Source organism: Nocardia rhizosphaerae, from assembly GCF_042650365.1.
Taxonomy (GTDB): Bacteria; Actinomycetota; Actinomycetes; order Mycobacteriales; family Mycobacteriaceae; genus Nocardia; species Nocardia rhizosphaerae.
This window is the reverse complement of record NZ_JBHSBA010000014.1, coordinates 140596-165553: the sequence shown is the minus strand read 5'-3', so window position 1 is coordinate 165553 and position 24958 is coordinate 140596. Positions and strand designations below refer to the sequence as shown.

Below are 24958 nucleotides of genomic sequence, written 5' to 3'. Positions count from 1 at the left end.
CGGCCGGGCACATCGGCGTTTCGGCACGCCGCCGATCATATGAACCTGGTTGCATAGTACCGAGCGTTGCGGATACCCTCGTCCCATGGCACTGGAGCACGCGCTACTGGTCTCACTCAGCGAACGCGCCGGGTCGGGATACGAGCTCGCACGCCGGTTCGACAAGTCGATCGGCTACTTCTGGAGTGCCACCCACCAGCAGATCTACCGGGTACTCAAGCGCATGGAGGATTCCGGGTGGGTGACCGTGGAATCGGTCGCCCAGCAGGGAAAACCCGACAAGAAGGTGTACTCGGTCGCCCCCGAGGGCCACACCGAACTGGCCCGCTGGATCGCCGAGCCCACCGAGTACAGCCCCGCTCACGACGTGCTCGGCGTGAAGATCCGCGGCGCGGCGTACGGCGACATCGAGGCCGTGTGCGCCGAGGTCCAGCGCCACCGCGCCCAGCACGCGGAGCGCCTGGACGAGTACCGGCTCAGCGAAAAGAAATTCTTCCCGGCGCCGGATCAGCTCTCCGGCGCCGCCCTGCACCAGTATCTGGTGCTGCGCGCGGGCATCCGCGCGGAGTCCGGCTACGTCGAATGGTGCGACGAAGTACTGCAGGCCCTGCGACCGCGAAAAGGTGACGATCACCCATGACCGCCTACCCCCACCTGTTCGAACCACTCGACCTCGGCCACACCACCCTGCGCAATCGGGTGGTGATGGGTTCCATGCACACCGGTCTCGAGGACCGGGCCTGGGACACCAAGAAACTGGCCGCCTACTTCGCCGAACGCGCCCGCGGCGGTGTCGGCCTGATCATCACCGGCGGCTACGCCCCCAACCGCACCGGCTGGCTCGCCCCGTTCGGCGGCAAGCTCACCACCAAGTCCGAGGCCTACCGGCATCGCGCCATCACCAAGGCGGTGCACGCCGAGGGCGGCAAGATCGCCATCCAGATCCTGCACGCCGGGCGCTACTCCTACATGCCGACCAGCGTGTCGGCCTCGGCGGTGAAGTCGGCGATCAACCCGTTCAAGCCGCGCGCCCTGTCGGCCAAGGGCGTCGAGAACACCATCGACGACTATGCCCGCTGCGCCGCACTGGCCAAGTTCGCCGGGTACGACGGCTGCGAGATCATGGGCGGTGAGGGCTATTTCATCAACCAGTTCCTCGCGCCGCGGGTGAACAAGCGCACCGACAAATGGGGTGGCACCCCGGAGAACCGGCGCAGGCTGCCGGTGGAGATCGCCAAGCGCATCCGCGCGGCGGTCGGCCCGGATTTCATCATCGTGTTCCGGCTGTCCATGGCCGAACTGGTGGAGAAGGGTCAGACCTTCGACGAGATCATCGCGCTGGCCCAGGAACTGGAGGCCGCGGGCGTCGACATCCTCAACACCGACATCGGCTGGCACGAGGCGCGGGTGCCCACCATCGTCACCTCGGTGCCGCGCGCGGCGTTCGTGGAGTTCACCGCGAAGGTGGCCCGCCGGGTGAACATCCCGGTGTGCGCGTCGAACCGGATCAATATGCCCGAGATCGCCGAGGAGATCCTCACCCGCGGTGACGCGGCACTGATCTCGCTGGCCCGCCCGCTGCTGGCCGACCCGGAATGGGCCAACAAGGCCAGGGGCGACCGGGCCGACGAGATCAACACCTGCATCGCCTGCAACCAGGCCTGCCTCGACCACGCCTTCGGCAACAAGAAGGTGTCGTGCCTGGTGAACCCGAGGGCGGGCAGCGAGACCACGCTCAACCTGCTGCCGACCCGCCGCAGCAAGCGGATCGCCGTGGTCGGCGCCGGTCCCGCCGGGCTGTCGGCGGCGGTGAGCCTGGCCGAACGCGGGCACCGGGTCGACCTCTTCGAGGCCGACGACAAGATCGGCGGTCAGTTCGACATCGCCCGCCGCATCCCGGGCAAGGAGGAGTTCGACGAGTCGATCCGGTACTTCCGGCGCAAGATCGACCTCACCGGTGTGACCCTGCACCTCGCCAAGCGCGTCACCGCCGAGGAACTCGTCGCGGGCGGATACGACTCGGTGGTCCTGGCCACCGGGGTGCGCCCGCGCATCCCGAACATCCCCGGCATCGATCATCCGATGGTGCTCTCCTACGCCGAGCTGGTGAAGGAGGAGAAGCCGGTCGGCAAGAAGGTCGCGGTGATCGGCGCGGGCGGCATCGGCTACGACGTGAGCGAATTCCTCACCGTGGAAGGCCATCCCACGCTCAAGCTGGACGAGTGGAAGGAAGAGTGGGGCGTCGACGCCGACGACGAGCAGGTCCGCGGTCAGCTCAAGCAGCCCAAGCCCGCCCCCGCCGCCCGCGACGTGGTGCTGTTGCAGCGCAAGTCCACCCCGTTCGGCAAGGATCTCGGCAAGACCTCCGGCTGGGTGCATCGCGCCGCGCTCAAGGCCAAGGGCGTCGAGCAGGTCGGTGGCGTGAACTACGAGCGCATCGACGACGCGGGCCTGCACATCAGCTTCGGCGACAAGCACGAGAAGCCGCGCGTCATCGAGGTCGACAATGTGATCGTGTGCGCAGGCCAGGAATCGGTGCGTGAACTCGAGGAGCCGCTGCGCGCCGCGGGCATCGACCTGCACCTGATCGGCGGCGCCGACCTGGCCGCCGAACTCGACGCCAAGCGCGCCATCGACCAGGGCACCCGCCTGGCCGCGCGCCTGTAGAGCCCGGTCGTCCGCCGCGAACGGACGACCGTTGCCCCGCCCCGCTCGCCGACCTCGCATCCGGTGGGCGGGGCGGTGTGCTGTCAGCCTGACACCGAGCTGAGCGCACACGAACGGCGCTGATGGTTCGGAATACCACCGCCGGACAGCTTTGTGTGTGGCAGGCGTGGGAGCGGCCGGTGCACTATCCGGCAGCCACATCCCGGACGAATCCGCGCATGTGCTGCCCCGCGGCCGTCCGGAACCAGTCGAGGTGGCCGAGTAGCCAATCCCGGTAGGCGATCTCGGCATTGCGCGGCTGGCGGGCGACGGTCAGGAAGTAGTCGATCTCCGACAGCTCGTAGCCGAGGTGCACCAGCGGGAGCAGATCCGGGAGCAGCCGTCGCTCGGCGGGTGGCAGGGGGCGCACCGAGCGGTAGCCCTCGATCAGCGCGCGGATCTGGTCCTCGCGGACATCGGGTGCGCCGCCGTTGCGCAGCGAGACCCAATCCACGGCCGCGCGTTCGATGGCGGTGGCCAGATCGAACATCGCGGTGGTGCGGTCGGCCAGGCCGAAATCGAACACCGTGGATACCTCATGTCCGCGCCACAGCAGGTTGGTGCCGTGCCAATCGCCGTGCGTCCACAGCGGCTCCACCGCTGACAGGTCGACTTCGAGGTCGCGCACCTCCGCGCGCCAGTCCCGGTACGTCAGGAACTCCGCCACCGCGGGGCGGCGCGCGATGTGCCACTCGACGGCACGCACCACACCACCGTGCATCGACGCCAGCAGCGGCCGGGCAGGCCGGGCCGGGGCGTCGAAACCCGCAGCGGCCACGTGCAATCGAGCCAGCATGCGCCCGGCACCCGCCGCATCGCCCGCCGCGTACGGAGACCAGGAGAAGTCGGCCCGATACCGGTCCTGCCCCTCCCCTGCTCGCTGGACCTCGTAGACGAAGGCAGCACCGAGCGAGGGTTGTGTGGCCGTTCGCGCCTCGGGGACCGGAATCCCGTTGCCGCGCACATGGTCCATGAAACGGTGCTCCTCGGCCAGCGCCGCCGGGTCACGCAACCGCGCGGGCACGCGTTTGACCACGAGGTCGATGCCATCCGCGGTACGCACACCCACGGTCGATGACAGCGGCCTGGCACTTCGCCAGGTGATCTCGGCGGCCGCCAGCCCTGGCCACGCCCCCGCGACGGCTTCGGCGATCTCGTCCTCGGTCAGCGCGGGCCAGGTCGCTTCGGCCGTGGGCGTCTCGCCCATCCCGAACACCCGCTCACCGGTCACGACCACACCGCATACGTAGACATCAGCACCGACGACCGGAATCCCACCGAAGATCTGTCCGCGCCGAGTCCACCCGCACCCCGGCCACGCGTGCTGGGTTCACCCATCCGCCATCACCCTGCTCCCTGCGTACCCACGCCGATTCCGGGGTGCCGGGCAGACGGCGTCACGGCGTGCCTGCCGTCACGGTCGTTGGCAGGGATCATCGAGTGCTCGTCGGCGGGGCGGGGCGGTGGTTGGGTCGTCATCGCAACTGCCATGCTAGATCCAGGGCAACCGGCTGTTCGTGACCTCGGGTACCGCCCAGCGGATGTGGCCGAACCACACCTCACCGGATCCCCTAAGCTCCCCGTGTGAGCTTGCCCTCCCCCACCGCAGACAATCGTGCCGTCGTCACCGGCGCGTCCTCCGGCATCGGCACCGCGCTCGCGGCCGAGCTGGCCGGGCGCGGCTACTCGCTGATCCTGGTCGCCCGGCGCGGTGAGATCCTCACCGAACTCGCCCAGCGGCTGACCCTGGCGCACGGCATCACGGCCGAGGTGCGTGCCGTGGACCTCGCCGATCGCGCCCAGCGGGCCAGCCTGGTCGACGAGCTCGCGGTCCGCGATATCGCCGTCCTGTGCAACAACGCGGGCATCGCCACCTTCGGCCCGGTCGCCGAGCTCGACTTCGCCTACGAGCGCGCGCAGATGGAACTCAACGCCACCGCCGTGCACGACCTGACCCTGGCCGTGCTGCCCGGCATGCTCGAACGCAAAGCGGGCGGCATCCTGATCAGCGGTTCGGCCGCGGGCAACATGCCGATCCCGAACAACGCCACCTACGCCGCGTCCAAGGCGTTCGCCAACACCTTCTCCGAATCGCTGCGCGGCGAGCTCAAGGGCACCGGCGTCAACGTGACCCTGCTGGCGCCGGGTCCGGTCCGCACCGAGACACCGGCCCCCGAGGACGAGTCGATCGTCGACAAGATGGTCCCGGATTTCCTCTGGGTCTCTTCCGAATACACCGCCAAGGTTTCCATCGACGCGCTGGCCCGCAACAAGATGCGCATCGTGCCCGGCCTGATCAGCAAGGGTATGAGCGTCGCGGGTAACTACGGCCCCCGCGCCGTCACCGCGCCGATCGCCGGTGCCTTCTACAAGAAGCTCGGCGGTTAGCTCCCGCCACCGCCCTGCCCGCGGCCACACCGGCCGTGGTGCACACCAACCATTACCCACGCTGCGATGACTGGGACCATCGCCATGGGGAGTACTGCGACCGGGATCGCGGCCACCGCTGCGACCGTGACTGGTACAACAGCAACAACCGGTACGACCGCGACTGGGACCGCTGTGATCGCGGCCATCGTGGTGCTGGCGGCGGTTACCACCACTGGTTCCCCTGGGGCTGGTTCGGCAGCTGAACCGCATACGCCGCCCGGCCTGATGCCGGGCGGGGCGGCCTATCGCCGCCTGCGGGTACCGAACAAACTCCGGCTGATCTCGCGACCGGCCGCGCTGGCCGCGGAGCGCAGGAAGCTCTTGACCGCCGGGTTGTTCATGATCCGCTCGGCCGCCGAGTCCTGCTCCTGCGGTGCCTGCGATCGGCCGGGAGTCTTCGGCGCCTCCACGGGCGGCTCGGTCGCGGCCACGCTGGCCAGCAGCATCTCGTAGGCCGACTCACGGTCGATGCTCTGCCCGTACTTGCCTTGCAGCCCACTCGACAAGGCCTTGGACTTGATCGCGTCGTCGCCGATCGTGTCCATCAGCGACGATGGCGGCACGATCTTGGTCCAGGCCACCGGGGTCGGTGCGCCCTTCTCCGAGAGCACGGTGACGATCGCCTCACCGGTACCCAGCGAGGTCAGCGCCTTCTCCAGGTCGTAGACCTCCGACTTCGGGTAGGTGCGCACCGTCTTCGACAACGCCTTCTGGTCGTCGGGGGTGAAGGCGCGCAGTGCGTGCTGGACGCGCGCACCGAGCTGCGACAGCACCGGGTTCGGGATATCGGTGGGCAGCTGGGTGCAGAAGAACACTCCGACGCCCTTGGAGCGGATCAGCTTCACCGTCTGCTCGACCTGCTGCAGGAACGCCTTGGACGCCTCGGCGAACAGCAGGTGCGCCTCGTCGAAGATGAAGACCAGCTTCGGCTTGTCCAGATCGCCCTCCTCGGGCAGCGTCTGGAACAGATCGGCGAGCACCCACATCAGGAAGGTGGAGAACAGGACCGGCCGGGCCGCCTGCTGCCCGAGTTCGAACAGGGTGATCACCCCCTGCCCGCCCGCGGTGCGCAGCAGGTCGGCCGGATCGAGCTCGGGCTCGCCGAAGAACGTGTCGCCGCCCTCGGCTTCCAGGTTCACCAGCGCGCGCAGGATCACCCCCGCCGTCTGCGCCGACACCCCGCCGATGCCCTTGAGGTCTTCCTTGCCTTCGGAGCTGGTCAGGTGGGTGATCACCGCGCGCAGATCCTTGAGATCCAGCAGCGCGAGGCCCCGCTGATCGGCCCAGTGGAAGATCAGCCCGAGGGTGGATTCCTGGGTGTCGTTGAGTCCGAGCACCTTGCTCAGCAGGATCGGGCCGAACGAGGTGATCGTCGCCCGGATCGGCACACCGATCCCGCCGGTACCCAGCGAGACGAACTCGGTGGGGAATCCGCGCGGGGTCCAGTCGGCGGCGCCGGTCTCGGCGGCCCGCTCGCGGATCTTCGGGCTGTCCTCGGCTGGTTCGCTCAGCCCGGACAGATCACCCTTCACATCGGCGAGCACCACGGGAACGCCTGCGCGGGACAGCTGCTCGGCCATGCCCTGCAGGGTCTTGGTCTTGCCGGTGCCCGTCGCGCCGGCGACCAGGCCGTGCCGGTTCATCATGCGCAGCGGAATCCGCACGCGCGCAGTGGGATCGGTCACCCCATCGACCATCACCGTGCCGAGTTCGAGCGCGGGTCCGGAAAAGTTGTACCCGGCGGCGATCTCGCCCGCCGCGCCCGCGGGTTCCTGCGCCGATTCGGCACTCGCGGCGGCTTCGCGTTCCGCGGCTTCGGCGGCGGCCGCCGCCTCGGCGGCGACCCGTGCCGCCTCCTCAGCCGCCTTACGGGCCGCTGCCGCCTTTTCCTGAGGGGTGGTCATCGCGCGTCCTCCGTCTGGTCACCACTGCCGTACGCAAGAAATGCTCGAAAGGTATGCGGGAACTCCCCGCAAACTGTATCGCCGCCCGTCATCTCCCGTCCCGCGCCTCGCCCGTCCGACACACCTGCCGCTCACGCCCGACGGCATCCCGTTAGGGTGGCTCGGGTGTCCGACAAACTCCTGGTCTGGATGGATTGCGAGATGACGGGGCTCCGTCTCGACAGCGACAAGCTGATCGAGATCGCCGCGCTCGTAACCGACAGCGACCTCAACATCCTCGGTGACGGTGTCGACATCGTCATCCACGCCGACGACGCCGCCCTGGCCTGCATGCCCCCGGTCGTCGCCGAGATGCACGCGAAATCCGGTCTCACCGAAGAGGTCCGGCGTTCCACCGTGACGCTCGAGCAGGCCCAAGCCCAGGTGCTCGACTATGTGCGCCAGTACGCGCCGACCCCGCGCACGGTGCCGCTGTGCGGCAATTCGATCGCCACCGATCGCGGTTTCATCGCGCGCGACATGCCCGACCTCGACGAGCACCTGCACTACCGGATGGTCGATGTGAGCTCGATCAAGGAACTGTGCCGCCGCTGGTACCCCCGGATCTACTTCGGCCAGCCGGAGAAGGGCCTCGCGCATCGGGCGCTGGCCGACATCAAGGAGTCCATCCGGGAGCTCGAGTACTACCGCCGCACCGCGTTCGTGCCGCTGCCCGGCCCGTCCAGCACCGAGGTCGCCGCCGTCGCCGACGCGGTCACCGAGGCCGTGGATGTCGCTGGAACAGGCCTCCGACCAGCGGATTAGGGCCTGAAGCTACAAACACGCTAATATCGACGGCGCCGGTGATTCACCGGCGATGGTGAGTGTAGTTCAGTTGGTAGAGCACCAGGTTGTGATCCTGGCTGTCGCGGGTTCGAGTCCCGTCACTCACCCCAAGCGCCCGGTGCGCGGGCCACCTCTCGTGGTTCGCGCACCGGGACCAGCGTGTTCCGCAGCCGTCTGCTGTACCTCCTAGCGCGACCTGGAAGGCCCGGACCAGCCGGTCCGGGCCAGCAATCGTCACGCGGGCAACAAACTCCCTGATCAGCGCCGTGGATTCGTTCCTGGGCAGCACCGGCGCCGCCGAGTAGGCTCCACATTCAGCTGTGGAACTAAGGGAACCGAACCTCCCGACCGGCACACTGCCAGCGTGACGACGACCGCATCGGGGCGTGCTATGCATCCCGGATATCGGCCACGCCGATGCGGGTGCTCCCGATGGCGGCCAGCCGTGCCTGCTCCAGCACCGGTAGCAGCGCGGTAGCGACCAAGTGGCCCGGTCTCGATATGACTCTGTGCGTGACCACGGGCGTTGGAGACTTCATGAACGCCTTCGACGCCTGGCGACCAGCAGATGCTTGTTCGGGCACAACAGCTACAGCAGGCGCGGTAGCTCGGTCGTCGTGGTCGGGGTGGGCCATGGTTCCACCGAACAACCTAGACCTACTGCACCGCAACAGATTCGGCGCTACCGAAGTTGGCCGTCGAACCTCACAGGAAGTAGAGTCCGAGTGGTCCGACCAGGGTCGGACCGCGCAGAAATATCGAAGCGTGCGGGTCGGGGGGAATGCTATGTACGAGGAAATTCAAGGTGGCGAGAATGGGCAGGCGCCGCCGATCGCGAGTTACGACACTTCTATACATCCAAATTTCCCGGTAGTCGACTTGAGCAAATTCAAGACAGTTCGCGATTTCACCGGAGATTTGACCCAAGCAAATGCTACTCAAGCGGCCGCTGTGGCAGTCTACTTCAGCTCGCGAGATCGCCCTGTCGCCAAAAAACTATTCGATCACTATTATCGCGTGACCGGCGATGACTACGTGCTGGAAGAATCAACTATCGAGACTTGGATAAGTGAAGACCGCCACGCGTACAGCGACTCCGGGATTTCAACCTGCCCCGCGGAAATCTCCGACAACAAGGAGGCCGCGATTAGCCGGGCGATCACCGAAGTGGACAAGACTCAGAATCCTGTCAAGGTCATCTTGTCCACCGACTGGATCATCGTCGCCGGAATCTCGAACGATCATGTCCAATCGCTCGGCCGGTACAGCCTTGCCTCGACCACTGTGGTGGTCGCTCATCCCGGAGCGGCCGGATCGCATCGGATCGAACTGAGGCAGCAGTCCCACATCTGCGATATCTACAATTTCCATACCGACGCCGACTACGGCAACATGGCTCAGGCCGCCGTGAACACCATGGCGCAGAGCGAGGAACTCGGCCTTGCCAAATCGTTCCTGGTATACGGTTCCGGTACGGTGCATTCCTGGTCGGGTTCGAAATAGGTGGGATATGACTGACAAGAACAGCAGGACGGATCACGTACTGGCCCCGGCGACCTTTGGAGCCATCACCGGCGGCATACTGGCGGTGATCGCCTATTTTCCTTTGGTCGCGCTGCTGCAGAACGTCTTCGACGTGCCCGAACTCACGGCGACTCCGAAGAAATACCGAGGCGAGACGGAACCGATCTCGCCGTGGTATTGGATAACGTGGATGGTTCCGGCACTCGTCGCGATCCCCGCCGGATTGACATTGTCCCGGTGGCGACGCATCCGAGTTTTCGCACTGGCGTCCTCGGCGACGTTCGCCCTCGGCGCTGCCGTGGTCGCTGCGGTCGTGATTTCGTTCGAGGTCAACGGATTCGCGCCCGATTGACCTGCCCGGAGTCACCGGATCAGACGGGGAGGGCGTGTTCGAACCACACGTTGTCGCCGTATCCGTACCGAATGGTGCCCATGTCGACGACCACCTTCTCCGGGAGTTCGAATTCGCCTGGGTTGTAGACCGGGGCGGTGCGGCCGGACTCGTAGCCCAGGGCGCCGGCGATCCGCTGGATCGTGGTCGTTATCGCGTCCTGGCGAGTCGCGACCGACTTCTTCAGCGCGTCGACGGCGGCGGTGATCTGAGATCTGGTCGACTCGTCCATCGGCTCGTCGATCAGCTGCGCCCAACTAGCCAGGGGGAGCGTGAAATTGGCGAAGGTCATGCGCTCCGTAAGGGAGCCCGCCAGGTCCGCGGCCTGGTTGTAGACGAGCCGTTCGAGCAGCGACGCGCCGTTCTCGACGATCTTGGAGACGGCGTCGAGATCGACGCTACGGGTATCGAACGACTGTCCGAGGGTAGTCGCGGTAGCTCCGAAAGCGGCCGCGGCCGCACCGGTCCAGTCGGCCTGTATCCACCCGATGCCCGCGAACAGGTTCTGTGAGTGGACGAAGTCGTTGATGCCGAGCAGGCCGATCCGCTTACCGACTCCCCGCAGTGCCTCCCAGTCCGCCGCCAGCGGCGCCAGATAGTCGGCAGCGGGCTTGATGCCAATGGTCCGGCCGAGTGGCTCGTCGTAGGAGGTGAGCAGCTCGACACAGCCGGTGACGACCTGGCGGACCGTGTACTGGGCTTCCTCCACGTCCAGCAGGCTGAGCTCCTGCATGCCGGTGCATCGGCGGACGTCCCCGGCCGGGTTCGTCGCCGCGACACCCTGCATGTCGGTCACGGTGGCCACGGCTTGATTGATCGAGACAGCGTGCTGCTCGTCGGAATTCTTGTACGCGATACCCGCGGTCCCCAGTCCAGAACTCAGCGCGCCGAGGGCGCTCATGTCCTTCTGATGACCGCCGGACAGTGTGGTTTGCAGCTTCTGGATCGGCGGCGACAGTTGTGCCAGCTGTCCGGATGTTCCCACCGGTAGCGCTAAACCCGGTAGCAACCGGCTCGCGTTCTCGGTGAAGTTGACGCCGATGTCCTGGAGATCCAGCGTGAGGCCCGCAAGCTTCGACGCATCAACAGCAAGGTCGACCATTCCATCCCCCTGAGACAAGCGCTGCGCACGTGCTGCCCCAGGGACGCCACAGCCGGGTCACCGAGGCTCGGCCGAGAGAACCGACAACCATCCTGGAACTCATCCAATCCTACTTGCCCACAACATGATCCAACATCACGGTTGCGCGGGATCAAGCGGGCACGCGATCCGCACAACGTCCTGCGCGCCAACTTCCCGGTACCGTGACCGCCGACCGGCCGCGCCCTGATCACCTCGCGGCGCGGCCTGCCCGATGCCTGCGCACCGCCGAGCGGTTGGCGCAGGCCGGACTGCAGAAGCGTTGCCTGCCGTTGCGGGAGGTGTCGGCGTACACGCGCGTACAGCCGTCGGCCGCGCACACGCCGAGCCGGTCCATCCCGAGCCCGGTCAGATGCAGGGCCGTGCCGACCGTGACGAGGGCGGCGATCTGCCGGTCGGTCGCGACACCGGGGTCGCGGAAATGCAGGTGCCAGCCGTCGCCCGCGTGATCGGTCAGCCGTGGCGCGGAGGCGTATTCGGCGAGCAGGTCGTTGAGCAGCGCCGCCCGGCCGGTGCGCTCGACACACTCCACCACCGCGCGCCAGCGGGCCAGGAACTCGGTCACCGAGGCGAGATCGGCCGTGGTCGGGGCGCGCGACAGCACCAGGCCTGCCGCCGCGCACCGCTGCCCCAGTTCCGCCGCGCTCGCGCACGGTTCATTGAGCAACCCCACCCCGAGCTGCACCGGCTCCCGACCGTAATGGTTGTAATGCATAATGCCATTACAACAGACTCGAAGCATGAGCAGCCACCCCGCGCACACCTGGTCCATCGAGTCGTGCCACCGCACCAGCGACGGCCTCATCGCCTACCAACGATGCCCATGCGGTGTCCGGCGAGTCGTCACCGGCGACCTGGACGTGAGCATCACCACCGAACTCCCCCATCGCGAACTCGCCGCAACCGCCTGAGCCGGTGTCATGACGGAGATCACTGTTCGCCGCTACACTCTGGACCACCGCCCAATTGTGCGGAAGATCTCGTCTGGCTCGACCGAAAGACCCCTAGATGAAGCGTTCCACCGTTGTCGTCGCCGTCGCGGCGGCCACCGTGCTCGGCCCCCTGGCCGGGACCGCGACGGCCGCACCCGGCCTGCCCCTGACCGAATACACGGCGGAATCCCCCGCGGGCGACTTCGGCCTTCCCACCGAGAAGCCCTCGACCGGATCGGCGCAGAGCGGGTCGACCACCGGCCTGGAGACCACCGGCTCCTCCGGCACCGGCTCGGCCGGCTTGCCAAACCTGGACCGGCTGCTGTTCGGCGGCCGCATCCTCTGTGGCGCGCTCGGCAGCGCGCTCGCGGTGGCGGGCGAGGCGATGATGGACTGCAGCGACCTGCCCACCCCAGCCTGACCGCCCCGGAAACGACGAACGGCCACCGGAAACCCCGGTGGCCGTTCGCATTCCCGCGACTCAGGCGATGTCAGCGTTGCCCGCCTTCCATTCCGCCCACGGGATGTTCCAGTCGCCGAGCCCGTCCACCCCGGACAGCGTGCCGCCGACGGTGTTCTTCACGATCGTGATGTCACCCCGCTGGGCGTTCTCATACACCCAGCGCGCGTTCGCCGGGCTCAGGTTCAGGCAGCCGTGGCTGGCGTTGGAGTACCCCTGCTGCCCCAGCGACCAGGGCGCCGAGTGGAAGAAGATACCGCTGTAGGAGATGCGCGTCGCGTAGTCGACCGGCGTGCGGTAGCCGTCGGGCGAGTCGATCGCGACACCGTAGGTGGAGGAGTCCATGATCAGCTTGTCGTGCTTGTCGGCGACGATGTAGATGCCGTTGTCGGTGGGTGTGGAATCCTTGCCCATCGAGGTCGGCATGGTCTTGATCACCTCGCCGTTGCGCTCCACGGTCACCATGTGGGTGCTGTCGTCGGCGGTGAAGATCTGCGCGTCTCCGATGATGAAGTGCGAAGTGAGGTTGTCCTGGCCGTACAGCCCGTCGCCGAGGTCCCTGCCGTAGACGTTCACATCGATGTTCACCCGGGTGCCGGGTGCCCAGAAATGCTCGGGCCGCCAGCGCACCTCACGGTTGTTCACCCAGTAGAAGGCACCCTCCACCGGCGGCTCGGTGGTAATGGTGATCGCATCCTGTGCCGCGCGGCGATCCGGGATGTTCTCGTCGAACTGGATGGCCACCGGCTGACCGATGCCAACGACCTCGCCCTCACCCGGCGTCAGATAGGGCTTGGTCTGGTTGTTCGGCGAGCTGGTGGTGAAGCTGAGTGTCGAGGAGTTCGCGCCGCCGAGCCCGATCGCCGACGCCGTGAGCTGGTAGGTCTTGCCGTAGCCGAGCACCTCGGTGGTCGCCCACGACCGCCCGTCCGGCGCCAGCTGGCCCGACACCGCCCTGCCCTCCCTGTTGGTCAGGGTGACCTCGGTGAACTTGCCGTCCTCGACCTGGAACGCCATCGGCATGCCCGGCGAGACGCCGACCTGCCCGTCCTTGATCTCCGACACCAACTTCGGCTTCATCAGCTCGGTGATGGGGTTACGGTCGATCGCGACATCGACACCAGCCCCCTCCGCCGTGGAACAGGCCGTCGCCCCGATCGCGAGCACCGCGAGCAGTGCCACCGGAACGATCGCCCGCAGCGACCGATGTCCCCGCGTCTTACCCATGTCAACCCCGTTTCCATACCGACGCAATAACGTGTGCGCCGCAGATCCCACCGACGTTGCACGCCCGTGCCATCCACGCCGGCTGGGGCGTTGCGAATCCGCCGTCCCAGCCATTCTGCCAGCCCGCCCGGTCGGCACCAACGCGAAAGCGCCCCGACACGACCAAGTCACATCCTGTAGATCCGCCTCGGCCCTCCGATCGTTAACAACGCCAAGATCTCAGCATCTGCGCTGTTCAGAGCCCGATTTCAGTTTCCGGGCCCCCTCCTGATAAAGTTTGTTCCGCACCGGAGAGCGGGGCCAGGGAGAGAAGCCGAAAGGTTGCTCCAGATGGTGACGAACCGGGCAAGCCAAGCGCCATTAGCTCAATTGGCAGAGCAGCTGACTCTTAATCAGCGGGTTCGGGGTTCGAGTCCCTGATGGCGCACTCAGCGGCCCCGTCACCACTTGGTGACGGGGCCGTTCCCGTCTCTAGCCAGACCACCGGGACGCCCGTTGCCATCCCCCAGGCGTTCGCGACGATCCGGCGAACGTTGGTGCGGTCACCCTCGATCGCGGACACCGTGTTACGACTCACGCCGATGAGTGCCGCGAACTCTGCCGACCCGTAGCCAGCCATCTCGCGCGCCTTCCGGTAGCGATCGCCCTTGCTGAACTCCGGGATGCGCCCGGCCTCCGGCCGGAAACCGTGTGATGTGGTCATGTCGGCCATCGTATTGCACTGACGCAATAACAACCAAGCAACATAAGCATGTTCCGGCGCGTTTCGATGCGTGTCGTGCATTGCACAACTCGATGCAATCGGCTTACATGAGTGTCATGCACCCCAATCGTGAGATCGGCACTTCCGATGCATCGCGCATCCTGGGTGTCACGGTCGCGACTGTGACGCGCTGGGCGCTATCTGGCTATCTGCCGCACCTGCACAAGGCACCCGGCCCGCGTGGGCACTGGATGTTCGACGAGTCCGTCGTGTCCGCTCTTGCTCACCGCCGCACCGAAGCGCGCCGCGTTCTGGGGCTGGCATCATGATGGCCGCGCTGATCCTGGCCGCCGCGCTCGCCGGGTTCGCCGTCGCGTTCGGGCTGGCCCGGCGCACGAGTACGCCGGACCAGGACATCTGCACGTGCGATTCAGTGCCGCGCAGCCTCGACTACAGCCAACCGCTTTTCGAGTGCCGCATTTGCGGCCCGGAGCTGCTCACAGAGGGACTCAAGCTTTACGATCCGGCGCTCAGCAATGGCGAAGTTGGCCGCGGTGCGAGCACGGAACTCGGCGTCGGTCATCGTCTGCTCACTCATGAGGACTTCCTTTCGGTTGTTGGTGGGCACCGCGACCGTAAGGGCACCCACCGACAGGCCCCGGAGAGAGGCCGGGGTCTGTCGGTGTGGCTGTGGGCGATCGCGATTGGTGCCAGCTGGCCCGCGCTGATCTGGATCGGACTGGAGCTGGCCGCATGAGGCCCGAAGACACCGACCCGGCTGTCGTGCTGCTGCTCGACATCGGCCGCGTGCTGCTGGTGCTCGCTGCCGTGGTCGCCCTGTTCTGGGTAGTCCTGTGAGCGCCGATGACGCCGCGCGCCGGGCGTACATGCGGCAGCTGAAACAGCTTTCCGGCGACGAGCTGGCCGAAGCGCTCGACACTTCGCGCGGCCTGCTCGCGACAAACGCCAACTCGCCCAGTGCCGCCCGCGAATTCAAGTTCGCGTGCTGGGCGATCCAGCGGGAGATGTCCCGCCGATGACCTCACCCCGCCCCCGCTGCCCCGAGTGCGGCATCCCCTACCACCGGCAGGCGCGCGTTCCGCGGCGGCCTGATACCGGTGAGGTGCTGCCGTGCTGGGAGTGCCGCGGCGGGCGCACAGATTCCCGCTGGCGTCCGGTGTCGATCCCTAGGCGCCAGCGGGCCACCACTTCAGGCGGTGATGCCGCCTAAGCGTCGCTCCACCGTGCGGTCCGACGTAAACCGACCGCGCCACGTCGACACGCTGCTTTACCCGGAGAGACGGCGCTCTGGGACATCCGCTCCGGCTCGCTACCGGGCGAATGTTGCACCAGCACAACGCAACCCCGACAACGCACCCCGACAGGTGCGGGGATGCCGCTGGCCTAAACGAGAGCAGGGCGCCGCTTCTCGGGAATTTCCTGGGGGAGGTCACGCGCGCACCACCCACCACCACAACACCGATTGATAGGGGCATTCGATGAAACGAGACACCACCCGGAAACCGGCCCGTGGCCCGTGGCTGGCTCGGTGGGATGACCGCTGTAGACACTGCAACGAACCGATCAAGGCACAGTCGCCGGTGGAATGGTCGCGCGGCCGGATCCTGCACAAGGCGTGTGCCGACGCCGTCCACCTCACCACCCGCATAGCCGACCCGGCCGCCGCTCGCGCCGCCGCGCACCGCAAGGCACGCAAGCAGGGCCGTCGTGCGAACCAGGCCGAAGTGCGCGCGGCCGTCGCCGAAGCGACCCGCAACCGTGACGCCATCCTGCGCGGCGCCACGTTCCGCGCGGGCAGCAACCCCGAAGCGCCGACCGCGCCGCGGCGCCGGGCGAAGGCGGCCCGATGAGGAACCGACGAGACCGCGACCGCGCCGCCTGCCCAGCGTGCGGCAAGCAAGTGACGATCACCCGCAGCGGCCGACCGATGGCGCACAAGACCGCCGATGGCATGTCGTGCGTCGGCCCCGCGTGGAAGGAGCGCCAGCAGTGACCACCCTCGAGGACACCAACGTCTGCCGTGTGTGCTTCGCGCCGATCGCCTACCGGCGCCGACTCAACGGCGAGTGGCTGCCGCTGGACTGCGACCCCGACGAGTTCGGCACGATCCGCGTCCAGGGAGACCGGGCCGTGGTGCTGACCGGCGTGGATCTGATCGAGGCGAAGCGCCGCGGTGTGACCCGCTACCGCCTGCACCGACCGACCGAAGGATGCAAACCATGGCTGCCGTGACCTGGCCCGAATTGCCGTGCGGCTGCGGCACCGTCGCCCGGTGCGCCGACTGCGGCACCTGCACCGATTGCTACGGGTGCGAGTGCCCGCGGCCGGACTACGATCTGGCCGCCGAAGAGGCCGAAGTACGGCGCCAGTGGGAAGCCGACGACGCCGCCGACGAGGCCGACGCCCTGTATAAGGCGGACTTCGGCGGTGTGCCGCTGGTGCCTCGCGCGGGCGGTCGGCCCGGACACGGCCCGGTGAGCAAGGCCCGGGCACGTGTCGCTGCTCGCCGGGCGGCCAAGGCCGGTCCGCCGCCGCATGTCGGCCCGGCCCCGCTGGCTATGGAGCCGACCGAGCCGGTAGAGCCCGCATGAGCTGGGGCGGCCGTAGATCGCAAGCACTGGTGCGCCTCACCCTGGAGACATACGGCGTGCGGTGCCATCTCTGCGGCCGTCTCGGTGCCAACAGTGCTGATCACAAGATCCCACGCAGCAAGGGCGGCAGTGATGCGCTCGCCAATCTGCGTCCTGCACACCGCCGATGCAACAGCTCGCGCGGTGACATGGATCTCGCCGAGTGGTTCCGTCGCCATCCGATCCGCGCGCAGACTCTCGCGCCGTCTCGCCGGTGGTGAGTTTTTGTCACCGATCGGCGCGGACACCCCGCGAGCTTCCTTCCCCCTTCCCGAATACCTATACGGGGGGTAGGTACCGTTCCGGAACGGTCCGAAACACCTGGTAAACAACGCAATCGGAAGGGTATACCCCATGCCACGACGACATTCACGCGACCCCGAGCAGGGGCAAGAATCGCTGTTGCCCGAGATGCCGGCGAATGCGGTCGTGCGGACCCGGCCCGGCCGTCACAGCGAAGCCGTCGAGCGCGCGATCGACGCCGAACGCAACGACGGCACCCTCGACGACCGCGATGACGCCGCGCTGTCGCTGGTGCGGGCCGGTGCATGGGCGCTCGACGCGCTCGAGGCTCAGAACAAGCCCTACGGGCCGTCGAAGCTGATCAACCCGATCCTCGACGCGCTGAAGGAACTCCGGATGACGCCGGAGACCCGCGCGACCGCGCAGGACGACCAAGTACAGGAGTTGCTCCGTGAACTCGCCACACCCGACCCCGCCGCCCCGGTTCGCGACACCGCGCGACCCGAGTAGGGCCACGTTCGGCCCCGCGGTCGCGAAGGTGTCCGCGGCCATGGGGCAACCGCTCATGCCCTGGCAACGCCAGATTGCCGATGTGGCCGGTGAGGTCGACGCCCGCGGCCGGTACGCGCACCCGCTCGTTGTGATCTCGGTGCCCCGGCAGGCCGGGAAAACGACGCTGACGCTGGCGACCGCGGTGCACCGGTGCCTGTCGCTGCCCCGGCCCGATGCCCGCACCTGGTACACCGCCCAGACCGGGCAGGACGCCCGCGACCAGTGGGTGGAAATGGTGCAACGGTTGACCCGCTCGCCGCTGGCGCCGCTGGTGTCGATCAAGCGCGGCAAGGGTGACGAGCACGCGACATTCGCCACCGGTGGCACGCTGCGACCGCACCCGCCGACCTCCGGCGCGATGCACGGCAAACAGTCGGATCTGTCGGTGATAGATGAGGCTTGGGACTTCACCGAGCAGCAAGGCGCGGACTTGCTGCAGGCGATCGCGCCGACGCAGAACACCCGGCCCGGCGCGCAAGTGGTGATCCTGTCCACGATGGGCGATGCGACCTCGACGTGGTGGCACGCGCTGACCGACCGCGGTCGCGCCGGTGACCCCGACATCTGCTATTTCGAGTGGTCGATCCCCGACGACGTGGACCCGATGGACCTGGACGCGGTCGCCGCGGCGCACCCGGCCTACGGGCACACGCTCGACATGGACGCGCTGATCGCGGCCAAGAAGAAGTTCGCGGACAAACCCGGCGAGTTCGCCCGCGCCTACGGCAACCGCCGCACCGGCGCCGGTGAGCGGCTGATCCCGATCGGACCATGGAACGACGCGCAAACCGCGGCCTCGATTCCCGATGCCGCCCGGCCCGCGTTCGGTGTCGCGGTGTCGATCGACCGCGAGGAAACCGCGATCGTCGCCGCGGCCCTGGTCGACGGCGTGCCGGTGCTCGAGCTGGTCGACGTGCGCCCCGGCTGGCGCTGGGCGATCGGTCGCGTGCCCGCGGTCGCCGCGGCGCACCGTAACCACGGCGTCGCGATCGACCGCAACGGCCCGTCCGGTGCGCTCGCCGATGAGCTCGACGTGGCCGGGGTCGAGCTGGTGAAGATCGGTACCCGCGAAGTGTGCGCCGCCGCCGCCCAGCTGGTCGACGGCATCAACCCGCCCGAAGGCGGCCCGCCCACGGTGCGGGTGCGCACAGACGCCGCGTTCGACGCCGCCGCCGACATCCTCGCCAAACGCCCCGTAGGCGATGCGTTCGCGCTGTCGCGCCGCACCGTAGGCAGCATCGCCACGCTCGAGGCTGCCTCACTCGCGCTGTATGCGCTGCTGCACCAGGACCACGAGCAGGAGGCACCATGGGTGATGTTCGGATGAAGGACGCGGCCGGATTCGTCACGGACTCAACAGCTTTCGGCACCGTGAGCGTGTGCCGGTGCGGATGGCGCTACGCCGGTGCCACCGCTGCGGAGAACGCGCGCGCCTGCCGCGATCACGTACACGCGGTGCACGGCGACGACAAGGCGGCCAAACGCGCCGCGATCAACCGCGCCAACTACCAGACACGCCACGCCCGCAGCAGCAAGCGCAGGATTCAGACCGTCTCGTGACGATAAGTGCATGGGCATCATTTCCTCACTGCGCGCAGTCCGGGCACTGCCGGACCTGGTAGCGGCCTCGACGCCGTACGCGCCGCAACACGTGCAGGTCGAAAGCCCGTGGACCGCGTACCCGTCGCACCTGAATCAGGTCGTGTGGCCGGACCTGGTCGGCCTCGAAAACGTGCTACCGATGACGCGGCTCGAGGCGATGACCGTGCCCGCGGTCGCCCGCGCCCGCAAGATCATCTGCGGCGCGATCGCCGGTATGCCGCTGCACGTGCTGCGCGGTGACGACATTCTCGCCCCGCAACCGGCCTGGCTCGACCGCACCGACGGCGAGGTCTCCCCCTACCACCGAATGCTCTGGACGGTCGACGATCTACTGTTCTGGGGTTGGTCGCTTTGGCGGGTCACCCGCGGCGCCGATGGCTCGGTCCTGGCCGCCGGGCGTGTCCCTTGGGACCGTTGGGATTTCGACACCTTCGGCCGTGTCGAAATCGACGGCGAGCTGGTCGCAGATTCGGCGGTGTGCCTGATCCCCGGCGTCGACGAGGGAATCTTGTGGAACGGGAAACTCGCCATCCGGCACGCAGCGCGCCTGCTGGCTGCCGCGGACAAGGCCGCGGCCACGCCCGCGGCGCATCTCGAGCTGCACCAAACCAACGAAGCGCCCATGACCGCCGGAGACCGCGCAGATCTCATTGCGGCGTGGGTAGCGGCGCGCCGCGGCGAAAACGGTGGCGTCGCCATGACACCCAGCTCGATCGAAGTGCGCGAACTCGGCGCCGCGAGTGAACATTTGCTACTCGAGGGCCGCAACGCTGCCGCGATCGACATCGCCCGCACGATGGGCGTACCGGCCTCAGCCCTCGACGCCTCGCTCGAGAACGCCTCGATGACGTACTCGACCACCGAGAGCCGGAATGCGGAGTTGGTCGATTACGGGCTAGCGCCGTACATGTCGGCGATCTCGGCCCGGCTGGGCATGGATGACATGGTGCCCCGCGGCCAGCGCGTCGCGTTCGACGCTGAGAACTTCGTCGGGGTCGGCGCCCGTTCTGTCGCGCCACCCGACGACGGCGGCCCCGCCCCCGCTCAGGCCGCCGCCCCGGCCGCACCCGCGACCCCCCGCGCGGGTGCGGCCACCCCCCAAACTCAGGAGGCCGCACAGTGACGACCAGCTACAACGGGTGGCCGTTCATCGGCGCACACCGGATCGTTCGGGCACTGGTGCCCGGCACCGCCGACGTGCGGATCGAGATCCGCGCCGGTGAGGTCGCAACCGTTCTCAACGCCTGGGCAGCGTTGTGGCACAAGCGCATTCGGCCGATCGACACGTACAAGCCGCGCGACTACTGGGGCTGGTCGGCCACCAACGACCACCCCACGAGCTGCCATCTGTCCGGTACCGCGATCGACCTCAACGCCTCGAGTCTGCCGTTCCAGCGGTACACCATGCCCGCCGACCAGCGCGACGCCGTACACGAGTTGCTCACCCAGTTCCGCGGCGTGCTCGCGTGGGGCGGTGACTGGTCCAACCCGCCCGACGAGATGCACACCGAAATCGCGGTACCGCCCGGTGACCCGCGCCTGTCGCAACTCGCCCGCGACTTGAGCGCCGGATACCTCGGCGTCTACACCCCCGAAGAGGAGCCCACCGTGTCCGACCCCGTCTACAAGTCGAAGGTCCCCGGCAGCGACTACGCCGCCCCGCTGGCCGATTTCATCCTCGAGATCGACCGCAAGATCGAAGAGCTTCACCGCTCGACGATCCCGGCCGTGCTCGACCGGCTGACCGACATCGAAACCAAGATCGATGATCAGGCGACCTCGGAGGAGTGGAAAGCGCTGCTCGCCGAGTGGCAGCAGGCAATGGAGCAGTGGAGGGCCGACCGGTGATGTGGTTCGCCATCCTCGCTTTCGCGCTCGCCTGCACGGCGCTGATCGCGGTCGGTGCCGTGACGTGGCTGTTGATCGCGGTCACTCAGGCCATGGAATCGCGCGGCGCGCTCACCCCCCGGCGGGAGTTGACGAGGCCATGAGCGATGCCCAGCCGACGCAGTGCGCGCACCCCGGCAGGGCCGCGGCCCGGTCGACGGCAGCAACGCTGGTCGGGCTGGGTCCACTGGTCCCGCTGCTCGTTACCCACCTCGGCCAAACCTGGGCCGCGCTGGTCATTGCCGCAGCATTGGCCGGGAACGCCGTTGTCACAAGGGTTTTGGCGATCCCGGAGGTAGACCAGTGGCTCCGCCACGCCCTGCCGCTGCTCGCCGCCACCGACGACACCGGACGCCACCGCAGGAGGAACACGCCATGACCAAGCTCACCACCACCCCGACATCGGCTGACCTCACCGCCGACAACGCCGGGCGCACCATCACCGGCCTTGCCCTGCCCTACGGGCCGACCGGGCGCACTTCGGCGGGGCCGGTCAATGTGGCCCCCGGCGCGATCTCGCTGCCCGCGGATCTGCGGCGGGTGAAGCTGTTTCGCGATCACTCCAACGCTGGCGGGCAACCGGTCGGGTTCGCCACCGCGGCCAACTCCGACACTGGCGGGCTCACTATGTCGTTTCGTGTCGGCCCCGGCCCGGACGGCGACCAGGCGCTAGCCGACGCCGCCGGTGTCCGTGACGCGCTGTCTGTCGAGCTGTCCAATGTCCAGCTTTCGCCGGATCGGCGCACCGTGATCAGTGCCCAGCTCTCGGCCGTCGCGCTGGTCCCCGTCCCCGCATTCGATGACGCGCGTGTCACCGACGTGACCGCCGCCCAAACCCAGGAGGAAACCCCCGTGGAACTCAACTATGACCCGGCGCCCGAAAACGGACCGGCACCCGTAGCCGGCCCCGAGCCGGCGACTGCATCCGCCCCGGTCACAGCTCCGGCGGCCCCTGCGGAAAACGGACCGCAGGCGCCGCAGATCACCGCTGCCGCGGCCCCGGTCGGCCTGCCGACCACTACCGCGCCGCGCCCGATGTCCCTGGACAACGTCACCGAAACCTTGCACGCGGTGCGGCAGGGCGATCTGTCGCTGACGGCGGCACTGGCCGACATCACCCGATCGGCCAACCCGTGGGTGTCCCCGGATGGGTGGGTCGGCGAGGTGTGGGATGGCGTCGCCTATCAGCGTGAGATTGTGCCGCTGCTGACGCGCCGGGCGCTGACGCATTGGAAGGCGTCGGGGTGGCGCTGGGTCACCAAGCCGACCGTAGGCGACTACGCGGGCGACAAGACCGAGATCCCGACCAATCCTGTTGCGACTGAGCTTGTTTCGGTCGAAGCGTCGCGGCTCGCTGGTGGTCATGACCTCGACCGCAAGTTCTGGGATTTCAACGACCACGAGTTCATCCGGTCCTACTGGGCGGCCATGGCAGAGTCCTACGCGGTCGTGTCCGACCAGCGCGCGGCAACGTTCGTCACCACCAACGCCGCACCGGTGATGGAGTCCGACGGCGTCACCGAAGCATCCGAGGCGTCGTTGCTGAAGGCCGTCGCGCGCGGCATCCACGCGATCAAGTACGGCCCGCGCCGCGCCCGCGCGACGTTCGCCCTGGTCAACCCGGACGATTACCTGGATCTGATGGATATCACGGACCTGGACGTGCCCGCGTGGCTCGAGCTGTTCGCGTTCACTCCGAACCGGCTGACCCCGTCCGAACTGGTGCCCGCGGGCAAGGTGATCGTGGGCGCGAAACCGGCCGCGACGTTCTACGAGCTCGGCGGATCTCCGATCCGTGTGGAAGCTGTCGAGCTCGCCCGCGGCGGCCGCGATGCCGCGGTGTTCGGCTACTACGCGACGTTGCTCAACGACGACGGCGGTTTGGTGTCGGTCAACTACACCCCGGCGCCGTGACCCGATGACCGCGCCCACCTACCCAGAAGCGTGCACCGTCGCGCAGGTGAAGGCACACCTGCGGGTCACCGATACCACCGATGACGACCTGATCGCCGGTGCCGTCGCCGCGGTCAACGCCCTTGTCTGGCGTTGGTTCGGCACCGACGAGATCGCGGCGTCGGGGTGGCCGGTCGACCAGGCTCAGGGCGCGGTCATGCTCGCCGCCCGCGTCTACCGGCGCCGGAACTCGCCCAGCGGTGTTGAAGCCCTCGGCGAGCTCGGCCCGGTCTACGTCTCGCGCAACGATCCCGACATTGCCGCGCTGCTCGGGCTCGGCGCCTACGAAAGGCCAACGGTCGCATGAGCACCCCCATGAGCACCCCGCTGCCCGTACTGCTGGACGAGCTGGTCGCGCTGATCACCGAAGATGCCGGGTTACGTGCGTCGATCGACCCGCGCAACATCAACGCCCCGGCGGTGTGGGTGTCGGCGCGGCAGATCGATCACGACATTCTGGCCGGTGGCACGGTCACGGTGGATCTGTGGCTGATCGCGCCCGATACCGGCATCCCGAACGCGCTCGGCGTGCTGTCGGAAATGCTCGCCGCGGTGCTGTCGGTGGTCGATCCGGACGCGCCGACCTCGCTCGCTGAGTCGGTGCGCCTGCCCGATGCCCCGGCCCCACTGCCCGCGTTCCGGGTGACTGTCAACCTCGAAAACTGCTAGGAGGCAACACAAATGGCGAACAGCTACAAGATGGGTCCGGGCACGCTCACCATCGGCCCGGTCGGCACCGAAATGGATTTCTCCTGCCAGATCACCAACGGCGTGCTGGAGCCGGATTTCGACTCCGACGATGACCTGTACACGCTGTGTGGTGACACGCTGCCCGGCGAGCAGAAGACCACGTGGAAACTGTCGGGCACCGCGATTCAGGATCTCGCCGCGGCGGGCATCGTGAAATGGACCTGGGACAACGCCGGAACGGAACAGCCGTTCACGTTCACCCCGTCCACCTCGGTCGGGTCCAGCTTCACCGGCACCGTGGTGGTTCGCCCGCTGTCGGTCGGTGGTGACGTGAAGACCCGCCCGACAAGCGATTTCGAGTTCCCGGTGGTCGGTGATCCGACCATGACGACCACGCCATGACCCGGGTTCGGGTCTACGGTGCCGACAATCTCGCCCGCACCCTCGACGCCGCGGCGGCGCGGATGGGCGAGCTGTCGGAACCGGCCCGCGCCGCCGCCCGCGCCACCCTGGCCGCGGCGCGTGGCCTGGCGCCGCGGCGCACCGGGACGCTCGCCAACTCGCTGCAGGCCGGGGTGTGGGGGCCGAATACCGCGGCCGTCACCTCGGCGCTGCCGTATGCCGGTGTCATCCATTGGGGGTGGCCTGCCCGCGAGATCCCGGCGCGCCCGTTCGTCACCGAGGCGGCGCAAACCACCGAACCCGCGTGGGTGGCGCGCTATGAGCAGCACGTCACCCGCACCCTTGACACCGTGAAAGGCATTTGAGCACATGGCAATTCAACGTACATACGTGTCGGTTCTGATGGACGACGGCACTGAGCATGAGCACTTGCCGACCATCGTTGCCGACCAGCAGCTCTACGCCTCGACCCGGCGGCGCCAGAAGTGGGACGGCCCGGCCGATGACCCGATCACGTTTCAGAATTTCGTTGGGTATGCCGTGCTGCGGCGCCTGGATCTGTTCGACGGTGACTTCACCGCGTTCTGTGAGCGCGCGGTGTCGGTGGTGTTCGAGGAGGACGAGCCGGTGGACCCTACGAACCCGGCACCGTCGAACGACTGATAGTCGAACTCGCGGTAGCCACGAACACGATGCCGTCATGGTGGCTGGACGAGCCGGACGAGGTGATCGCGA

At 67.8% G+C, this 24958-nt stretch carries 35 protein-coding genes and 2 tRNA genes; 31 read left to right on the top strand and 6 right to left on the bottom strand.

Translation table 11 applies throughout. The features are described from left to right. Positions 1-85: 85 nt before the first annotated feature. Both ACFOW8_RS21040 and ACFOW8_RS21035 read left to right on the top strand, forming a co-directional pair. A complete protein-coding gene (locus ACFOW8_RS21040) occupies positions 86-640 on the top strand; it encodes a PadR family transcriptional regulator (RefSeq protein ID WP_378552788.1) in 555 nt (184 codons plus the stop codon). Next, complete coding sequence (locus ACFOW8_RS21035; RefSeq protein ID WP_378552786.1) at positions 637-2667, top strand: FAD-dependent oxidoreductase; 2031 nt, start codon at positions 637-639, stop codon at positions 2665-2667. Before ACFOW8_RS21040 ends, ACFOW8_RS21035 begins: the two co-directional genes overlap by 4 nt. A 184-nt stretch (positions 2668-2851) precedes the next feature. Here the strand turns inward: ACFOW8_RS21035 and ACFOW8_RS21030 are convergent, their stop codons facing one another. Then, complete coding sequence (locus tag ACFOW8_RS21030; protein WP_378552784.1) at positions 2852-3937, bottom strand: phosphotransferase enzyme family protein; 1086 nt, start codon at positions 3935-3937, stop codon at positions 2852-2854. A gap of 353 nt (positions 3938-4290) precedes the next feature. On the opposite strand from ACFOW8_RS21030, the gene cmrA reads away from it, so the two are divergent. Continuing rightward, positions 4291-5094 carry a mycolate reductase gene (gene cmrA, locus ACFOW8_RS21025; RefSeq protein WP_378552783.1) on the top strand — a complete coding sequence of 268 codons (804 nt, stop codon included), beginning with the start codon at positions 4291-4293 and terminating at the stop codon, positions 5092-5094. A gap of 284 nt (positions 5095-5378) precedes the next feature. Here cmrA and ACFOW8_RS21020 read toward each other — a convergent pair whose 3' ends face one another. Further along, on the bottom strand, positions 5379-7040 hold the full coding sequence (locus tag ACFOW8_RS21020; RefSeq protein WP_378552781.1) for a helicase HerA-like domain-containing protein: 1662 nt from the start codon (positions 7038-7040) through the stop codon (positions 5379-5381). 165 nt (positions 7041-7205) lie between these two features. On the opposite strand from ACFOW8_RS21020, the gene orn reads away from it, so the two are divergent. From orn to ACFOW8_RS21000, 4 genes are all read left to right on the top strand, one after another. Further along, a complete protein-coding gene (gene orn, locus ACFOW8_RS21015; RefSeq protein ID WP_378552779.1) occupies positions 7206-7844 on the top strand; it encodes an oligoribonuclease in 639 nt (212 codons plus the stop codon). A gap of 55 nt (positions 7845-7899) precedes the next feature. Continuing rightward, a tRNA-His gene (locus tag ACFOW8_RS21010) sits at positions 7900-7975 on the top strand. A 427-nt stretch (positions 7976-8402) separates the two neighbouring features. Then, positions 8403-9368, top strand: coding sequence for a hypothetical protein (locus ACFOW8_RS21005; protein WP_378552778.1), 966 nt, complete (start codon positions 8403-8405; stop codon positions 9366-9368). A gap of 7 nt (positions 9369-9375) precedes the next feature. After that, the gene (locus tag ACFOW8_RS21000) at positions 9376-9741 is read left to right on the top strand and encodes a hypothetical protein (protein ID WP_378552775.1); all 366 of its coding nucleotides are present in this window, start codon (positions 9376-9378) and stop codon (positions 9739-9741) included. A 19-nt stretch (positions 9742-9760) separates the two neighbouring features. Here ACFOW8_RS21000 and ACFOW8_RS20995 read toward each other — a convergent pair whose 3' ends face one another. Together ACFOW8_RS20995 and ACFOW8_RS20990 are read right to left on the bottom strand one after the other, a co-directional pair. After that, complete coding sequence (locus ACFOW8_RS20995; protein ID WP_378552773.1) at positions 9761-10765, bottom strand: hypothetical protein; 1005 nt, start codon at positions 10763-10765, stop codon at positions 9761-9763. A 346-nt stretch (positions 10766-11111) separates the two neighbouring features. Further along, a complete protein-coding gene (locus ACFOW8_RS20990; protein WP_378552771.1) occupies positions 11112-11636 on the bottom strand; it encodes a CGNR zinc finger domain-containing protein in 525 nt (174 codons plus the stop codon). A gap of 25 nt (positions 11637-11661) precedes the next feature. On the opposite strand from ACFOW8_RS20990, the gene ACFOW8_RS20985 reads away from it, so the two are divergent. After that, entirely contained in the window at positions 11662-11832 is a 171-nt protein-coding gene (locus ACFOW8_RS20985; protein WP_378552770.1) for a hypothetical protein, read from the top strand. A gap of 97 nt (positions 11833-11929) precedes the next feature. Further along, positions 11930-12274 (top strand): hypothetical protein, encoded by a 345-nt coding sequence (locus ACFOW8_RS20980; RefSeq protein WP_378552768.1) that lies wholly within the window; start codon positions 11930-11932, stop codon positions 12272-12274. A gap of 60 nt (positions 12275-12334) precedes the next feature. Here ACFOW8_RS20980 and ACFOW8_RS20975 read toward each other — a convergent pair whose 3' ends face one another. Then, entirely contained in the window at positions 12335-13540 is a 1206-nt protein-coding gene (locus ACFOW8_RS20975) for a L,D-transpeptidase (protein ID WP_378552766.1), read from the bottom strand. Positions 13541-13894: 354 nt separating this feature from the next. Here ACFOW8_RS20975 and ACFOW8_RS20970 point away from each other — a divergent pair. After that, positions 13895-13967: transfer RNA gene (locus ACFOW8_RS20970), tRNA-Lys, on the top strand. Here the strand turns inward: ACFOW8_RS20970 and ACFOW8_RS20965 are convergent. After that, positions 13929-14159, bottom strand: coding sequence for an XRE family transcriptional regulator (locus ACFOW8_RS20965; RefSeq protein ID WP_378553181.1), 231 nt, complete (start codon positions 14157-14159; stop codon positions 13929-13931). The genes ACFOW8_RS20970 and ACFOW8_RS20965 overlap by 39 nt on opposite strands. Before the next feature lie 191 nt (positions 14160-14350). Between ACFOW8_RS20965 and ACFOW8_RS20960 the strand changes: the two genes are divergently transcribed. The 21 genes from ACFOW8_RS20960 to ACFOW8_RS20860 all read left to right on the top strand — a co-directional run bounded on the left by ACFOW8_RS20960 (position 14351) and on the right by ACFOW8_RS20860 (position 24886). Continuing rightward, a complete protein-coding gene (locus ACFOW8_RS20960; protein ID WP_378552764.1) occupies positions 14351-14572 on the top strand; it encodes a helix-turn-helix domain-containing protein in 222 nt (73 codons plus the stop codon). Continuing rightward, on the top strand, positions 14569-15000 hold the full coding sequence (locus ACFOW8_RS20955) for a hypothetical protein (protein WP_378552763.1): 432 nt from the start codon (positions 14569-14571) through the stop codon (positions 14998-15000). The genes ACFOW8_RS20960 and ACFOW8_RS20955 overlap by 4 nt, the downstream gene beginning before the upstream one ends. Positions 15001-15097: 97 nt before the next feature. Continuing rightward, positions 15098-15283, top strand: a complete 186-nt coding sequence (locus ACFOW8_RS20950; protein ID WP_378552762.1) for a hypothetical protein — start codon at positions 15098-15100, stop codon at positions 15281-15283. Between the two features lie 459 nt (positions 15284-15742). Next, on the top strand, positions 15743-16114 hold the full coding sequence (locus ACFOW8_RS20945; RefSeq protein ID WP_378552761.1) for a hypothetical protein: 372 nt from the start codon (positions 15743-15745) through the stop codon (positions 16112-16114). Beyond that, positions 16111-16257 (top strand): hypothetical protein, encoded by a 147-nt coding sequence (locus tag ACFOW8_RS20940; RefSeq protein WP_378552759.1) that lies wholly within the window; start codon positions 16111-16113, stop codon positions 16255-16257. The genes ACFOW8_RS20945 and ACFOW8_RS20940 overlap by 4 nt, the downstream gene beginning before the upstream one ends. Beyond that, positions 16254-16496: a hypothetical protein gene (locus tag ACFOW8_RS20935; protein ID WP_378552757.1), complete on the top strand. Its 243-nt coding sequence runs from the start codon at positions 16254-16256 to the stop codon at positions 16494-16496. Before ACFOW8_RS20940 ends, ACFOW8_RS20935 begins: the two co-directional genes overlap by 4 nt. After that, positions 16484-16855, top strand: coding sequence for a hypothetical protein (locus ACFOW8_RS20930; protein WP_378552754.1), 372 nt, complete (start codon positions 16484-16486; stop codon positions 16853-16855). Before ACFOW8_RS20935 ends, ACFOW8_RS20930 begins: the two co-directional genes overlap by 13 nt. Further along, positions 16852-17115: an HNH endonuclease gene (locus tag ACFOW8_RS20925; protein ID WP_378552752.1), complete on the top strand. Its 264-nt coding sequence runs from the start codon at positions 16852-16854 to the stop codon at positions 17113-17115. Before ACFOW8_RS20930 ends, ACFOW8_RS20925 begins: the two co-directional genes overlap by 4 nt. 133 nt (positions 17116-17248) lie before the next feature. Further along, a complete protein-coding gene (locus ACFOW8_RS20920; protein ID WP_378552750.1) occupies positions 17249-17647 on the top strand; it encodes a hypothetical protein in 399 nt (132 codons plus the stop codon). Positions 17648-17687: 40 nt separating this feature from the next. Then, positions 17688-19016 carry a terminase large subunit domain-containing protein gene (locus tag ACFOW8_RS20915; protein WP_378552749.1) on the top strand — a complete coding sequence of 443 codons (1329 nt, stop codon included), beginning with the start codon at positions 17688-17690 and terminating at the stop codon, positions 19014-19016. After that, positions 18998-19249, top strand: coding sequence for a hypothetical protein (locus ACFOW8_RS20910; protein WP_378552748.1), 252 nt, complete (start codon positions 18998-19000; stop codon positions 19247-19249). The genes ACFOW8_RS20915 and ACFOW8_RS20910 overlap by 19 nt, the downstream gene beginning before the upstream one ends. A 10-nt stretch (positions 19250-19259) precedes the next feature. Then, the gene (locus ACFOW8_RS20905) at positions 19260-20414 is read left to right on the top strand and encodes a phage portal protein (protein ID WP_378552746.1); all 1155 of its coding nucleotides are present in this window, start codon (positions 19260-19262) and stop codon (positions 20412-20414) included. Further along, positions 20411-21139: a M15 family metallopeptidase gene (locus ACFOW8_RS20900; RefSeq protein WP_378552744.1), complete on the top strand. Its 729-nt coding sequence runs from the start codon at positions 20411-20413 to the stop codon at positions 21137-21139. The genes ACFOW8_RS20905 and ACFOW8_RS20900 overlap by 4 nt, the downstream gene beginning before the upstream one ends. After that, on the top strand, positions 21136-21282 hold the full coding sequence (locus ACFOW8_RS20895) for a hypothetical protein (protein ID WP_378552742.1): 147 nt from the start codon (positions 21136-21138) through the stop codon (positions 21280-21282). Before ACFOW8_RS20900 ends, ACFOW8_RS20895 begins: the two co-directional genes overlap by 4 nt. Continuing rightward, a complete protein-coding gene (locus tag ACFOW8_RS20890) occupies positions 21279-21557 on the top strand; it encodes a hypothetical protein (protein WP_378552741.1) in 279 nt (92 codons plus the stop codon). The genes ACFOW8_RS20895 and ACFOW8_RS20890 overlap by 4 nt, the downstream gene beginning before the upstream one ends. Beyond that, a complete protein-coding gene (locus ACFOW8_RS20885; protein ID WP_378552739.1) occupies positions 21554-23092 on the top strand; it encodes a hypothetical protein in 1539 nt (512 codons plus the stop codon). Before ACFOW8_RS20890 ends, ACFOW8_RS20885 begins: the two co-directional genes overlap by 4 nt. 4 nt (positions 23093-23096) lie before the next feature. Further along, a complete protein-coding gene (locus ACFOW8_RS20880) occupies positions 23097-23438 on the top strand; it encodes a head-tail connector protein (protein ID WP_378552736.1) in 342 nt (113 codons plus the stop codon). Beyond that, positions 23435-23800, top strand: a complete 366-nt coding sequence (locus ACFOW8_RS20875) for a hypothetical protein (protein ID WP_378552735.1) — start codon at positions 23435-23437, stop codon at positions 23798-23800. The genes ACFOW8_RS20880 and ACFOW8_RS20875 overlap by 4 nt, the downstream gene beginning before the upstream one ends. Before the next feature lie 12 nt (positions 23801-23812). Next, positions 23813-24223, top strand: coding sequence for a hypothetical protein (locus tag ACFOW8_RS20870; RefSeq protein ID WP_378552734.1), 411 nt, complete (start codon positions 23813-23815; stop codon positions 24221-24223). Then, a complete protein-coding gene (locus tag ACFOW8_RS20865; RefSeq protein ID WP_378552732.1) occupies positions 24220-24588 on the top strand; it encodes a hypothetical protein in 369 nt (122 codons plus the stop codon). Before ACFOW8_RS20870 ends, ACFOW8_RS20865 begins: the two co-directional genes overlap by 4 nt. A 37-nt stretch (positions 24589-24625) precedes the next feature. After that, positions 24626-24886 (top strand): hypothetical protein, encoded by a 261-nt coding sequence (locus ACFOW8_RS20860; protein WP_378552730.1) that lies wholly within the window; start codon positions 24626-24628, stop codon positions 24884-24886. The last annotated feature ends 72 nt before the right edge of the window (positions 24887-24958 follow it).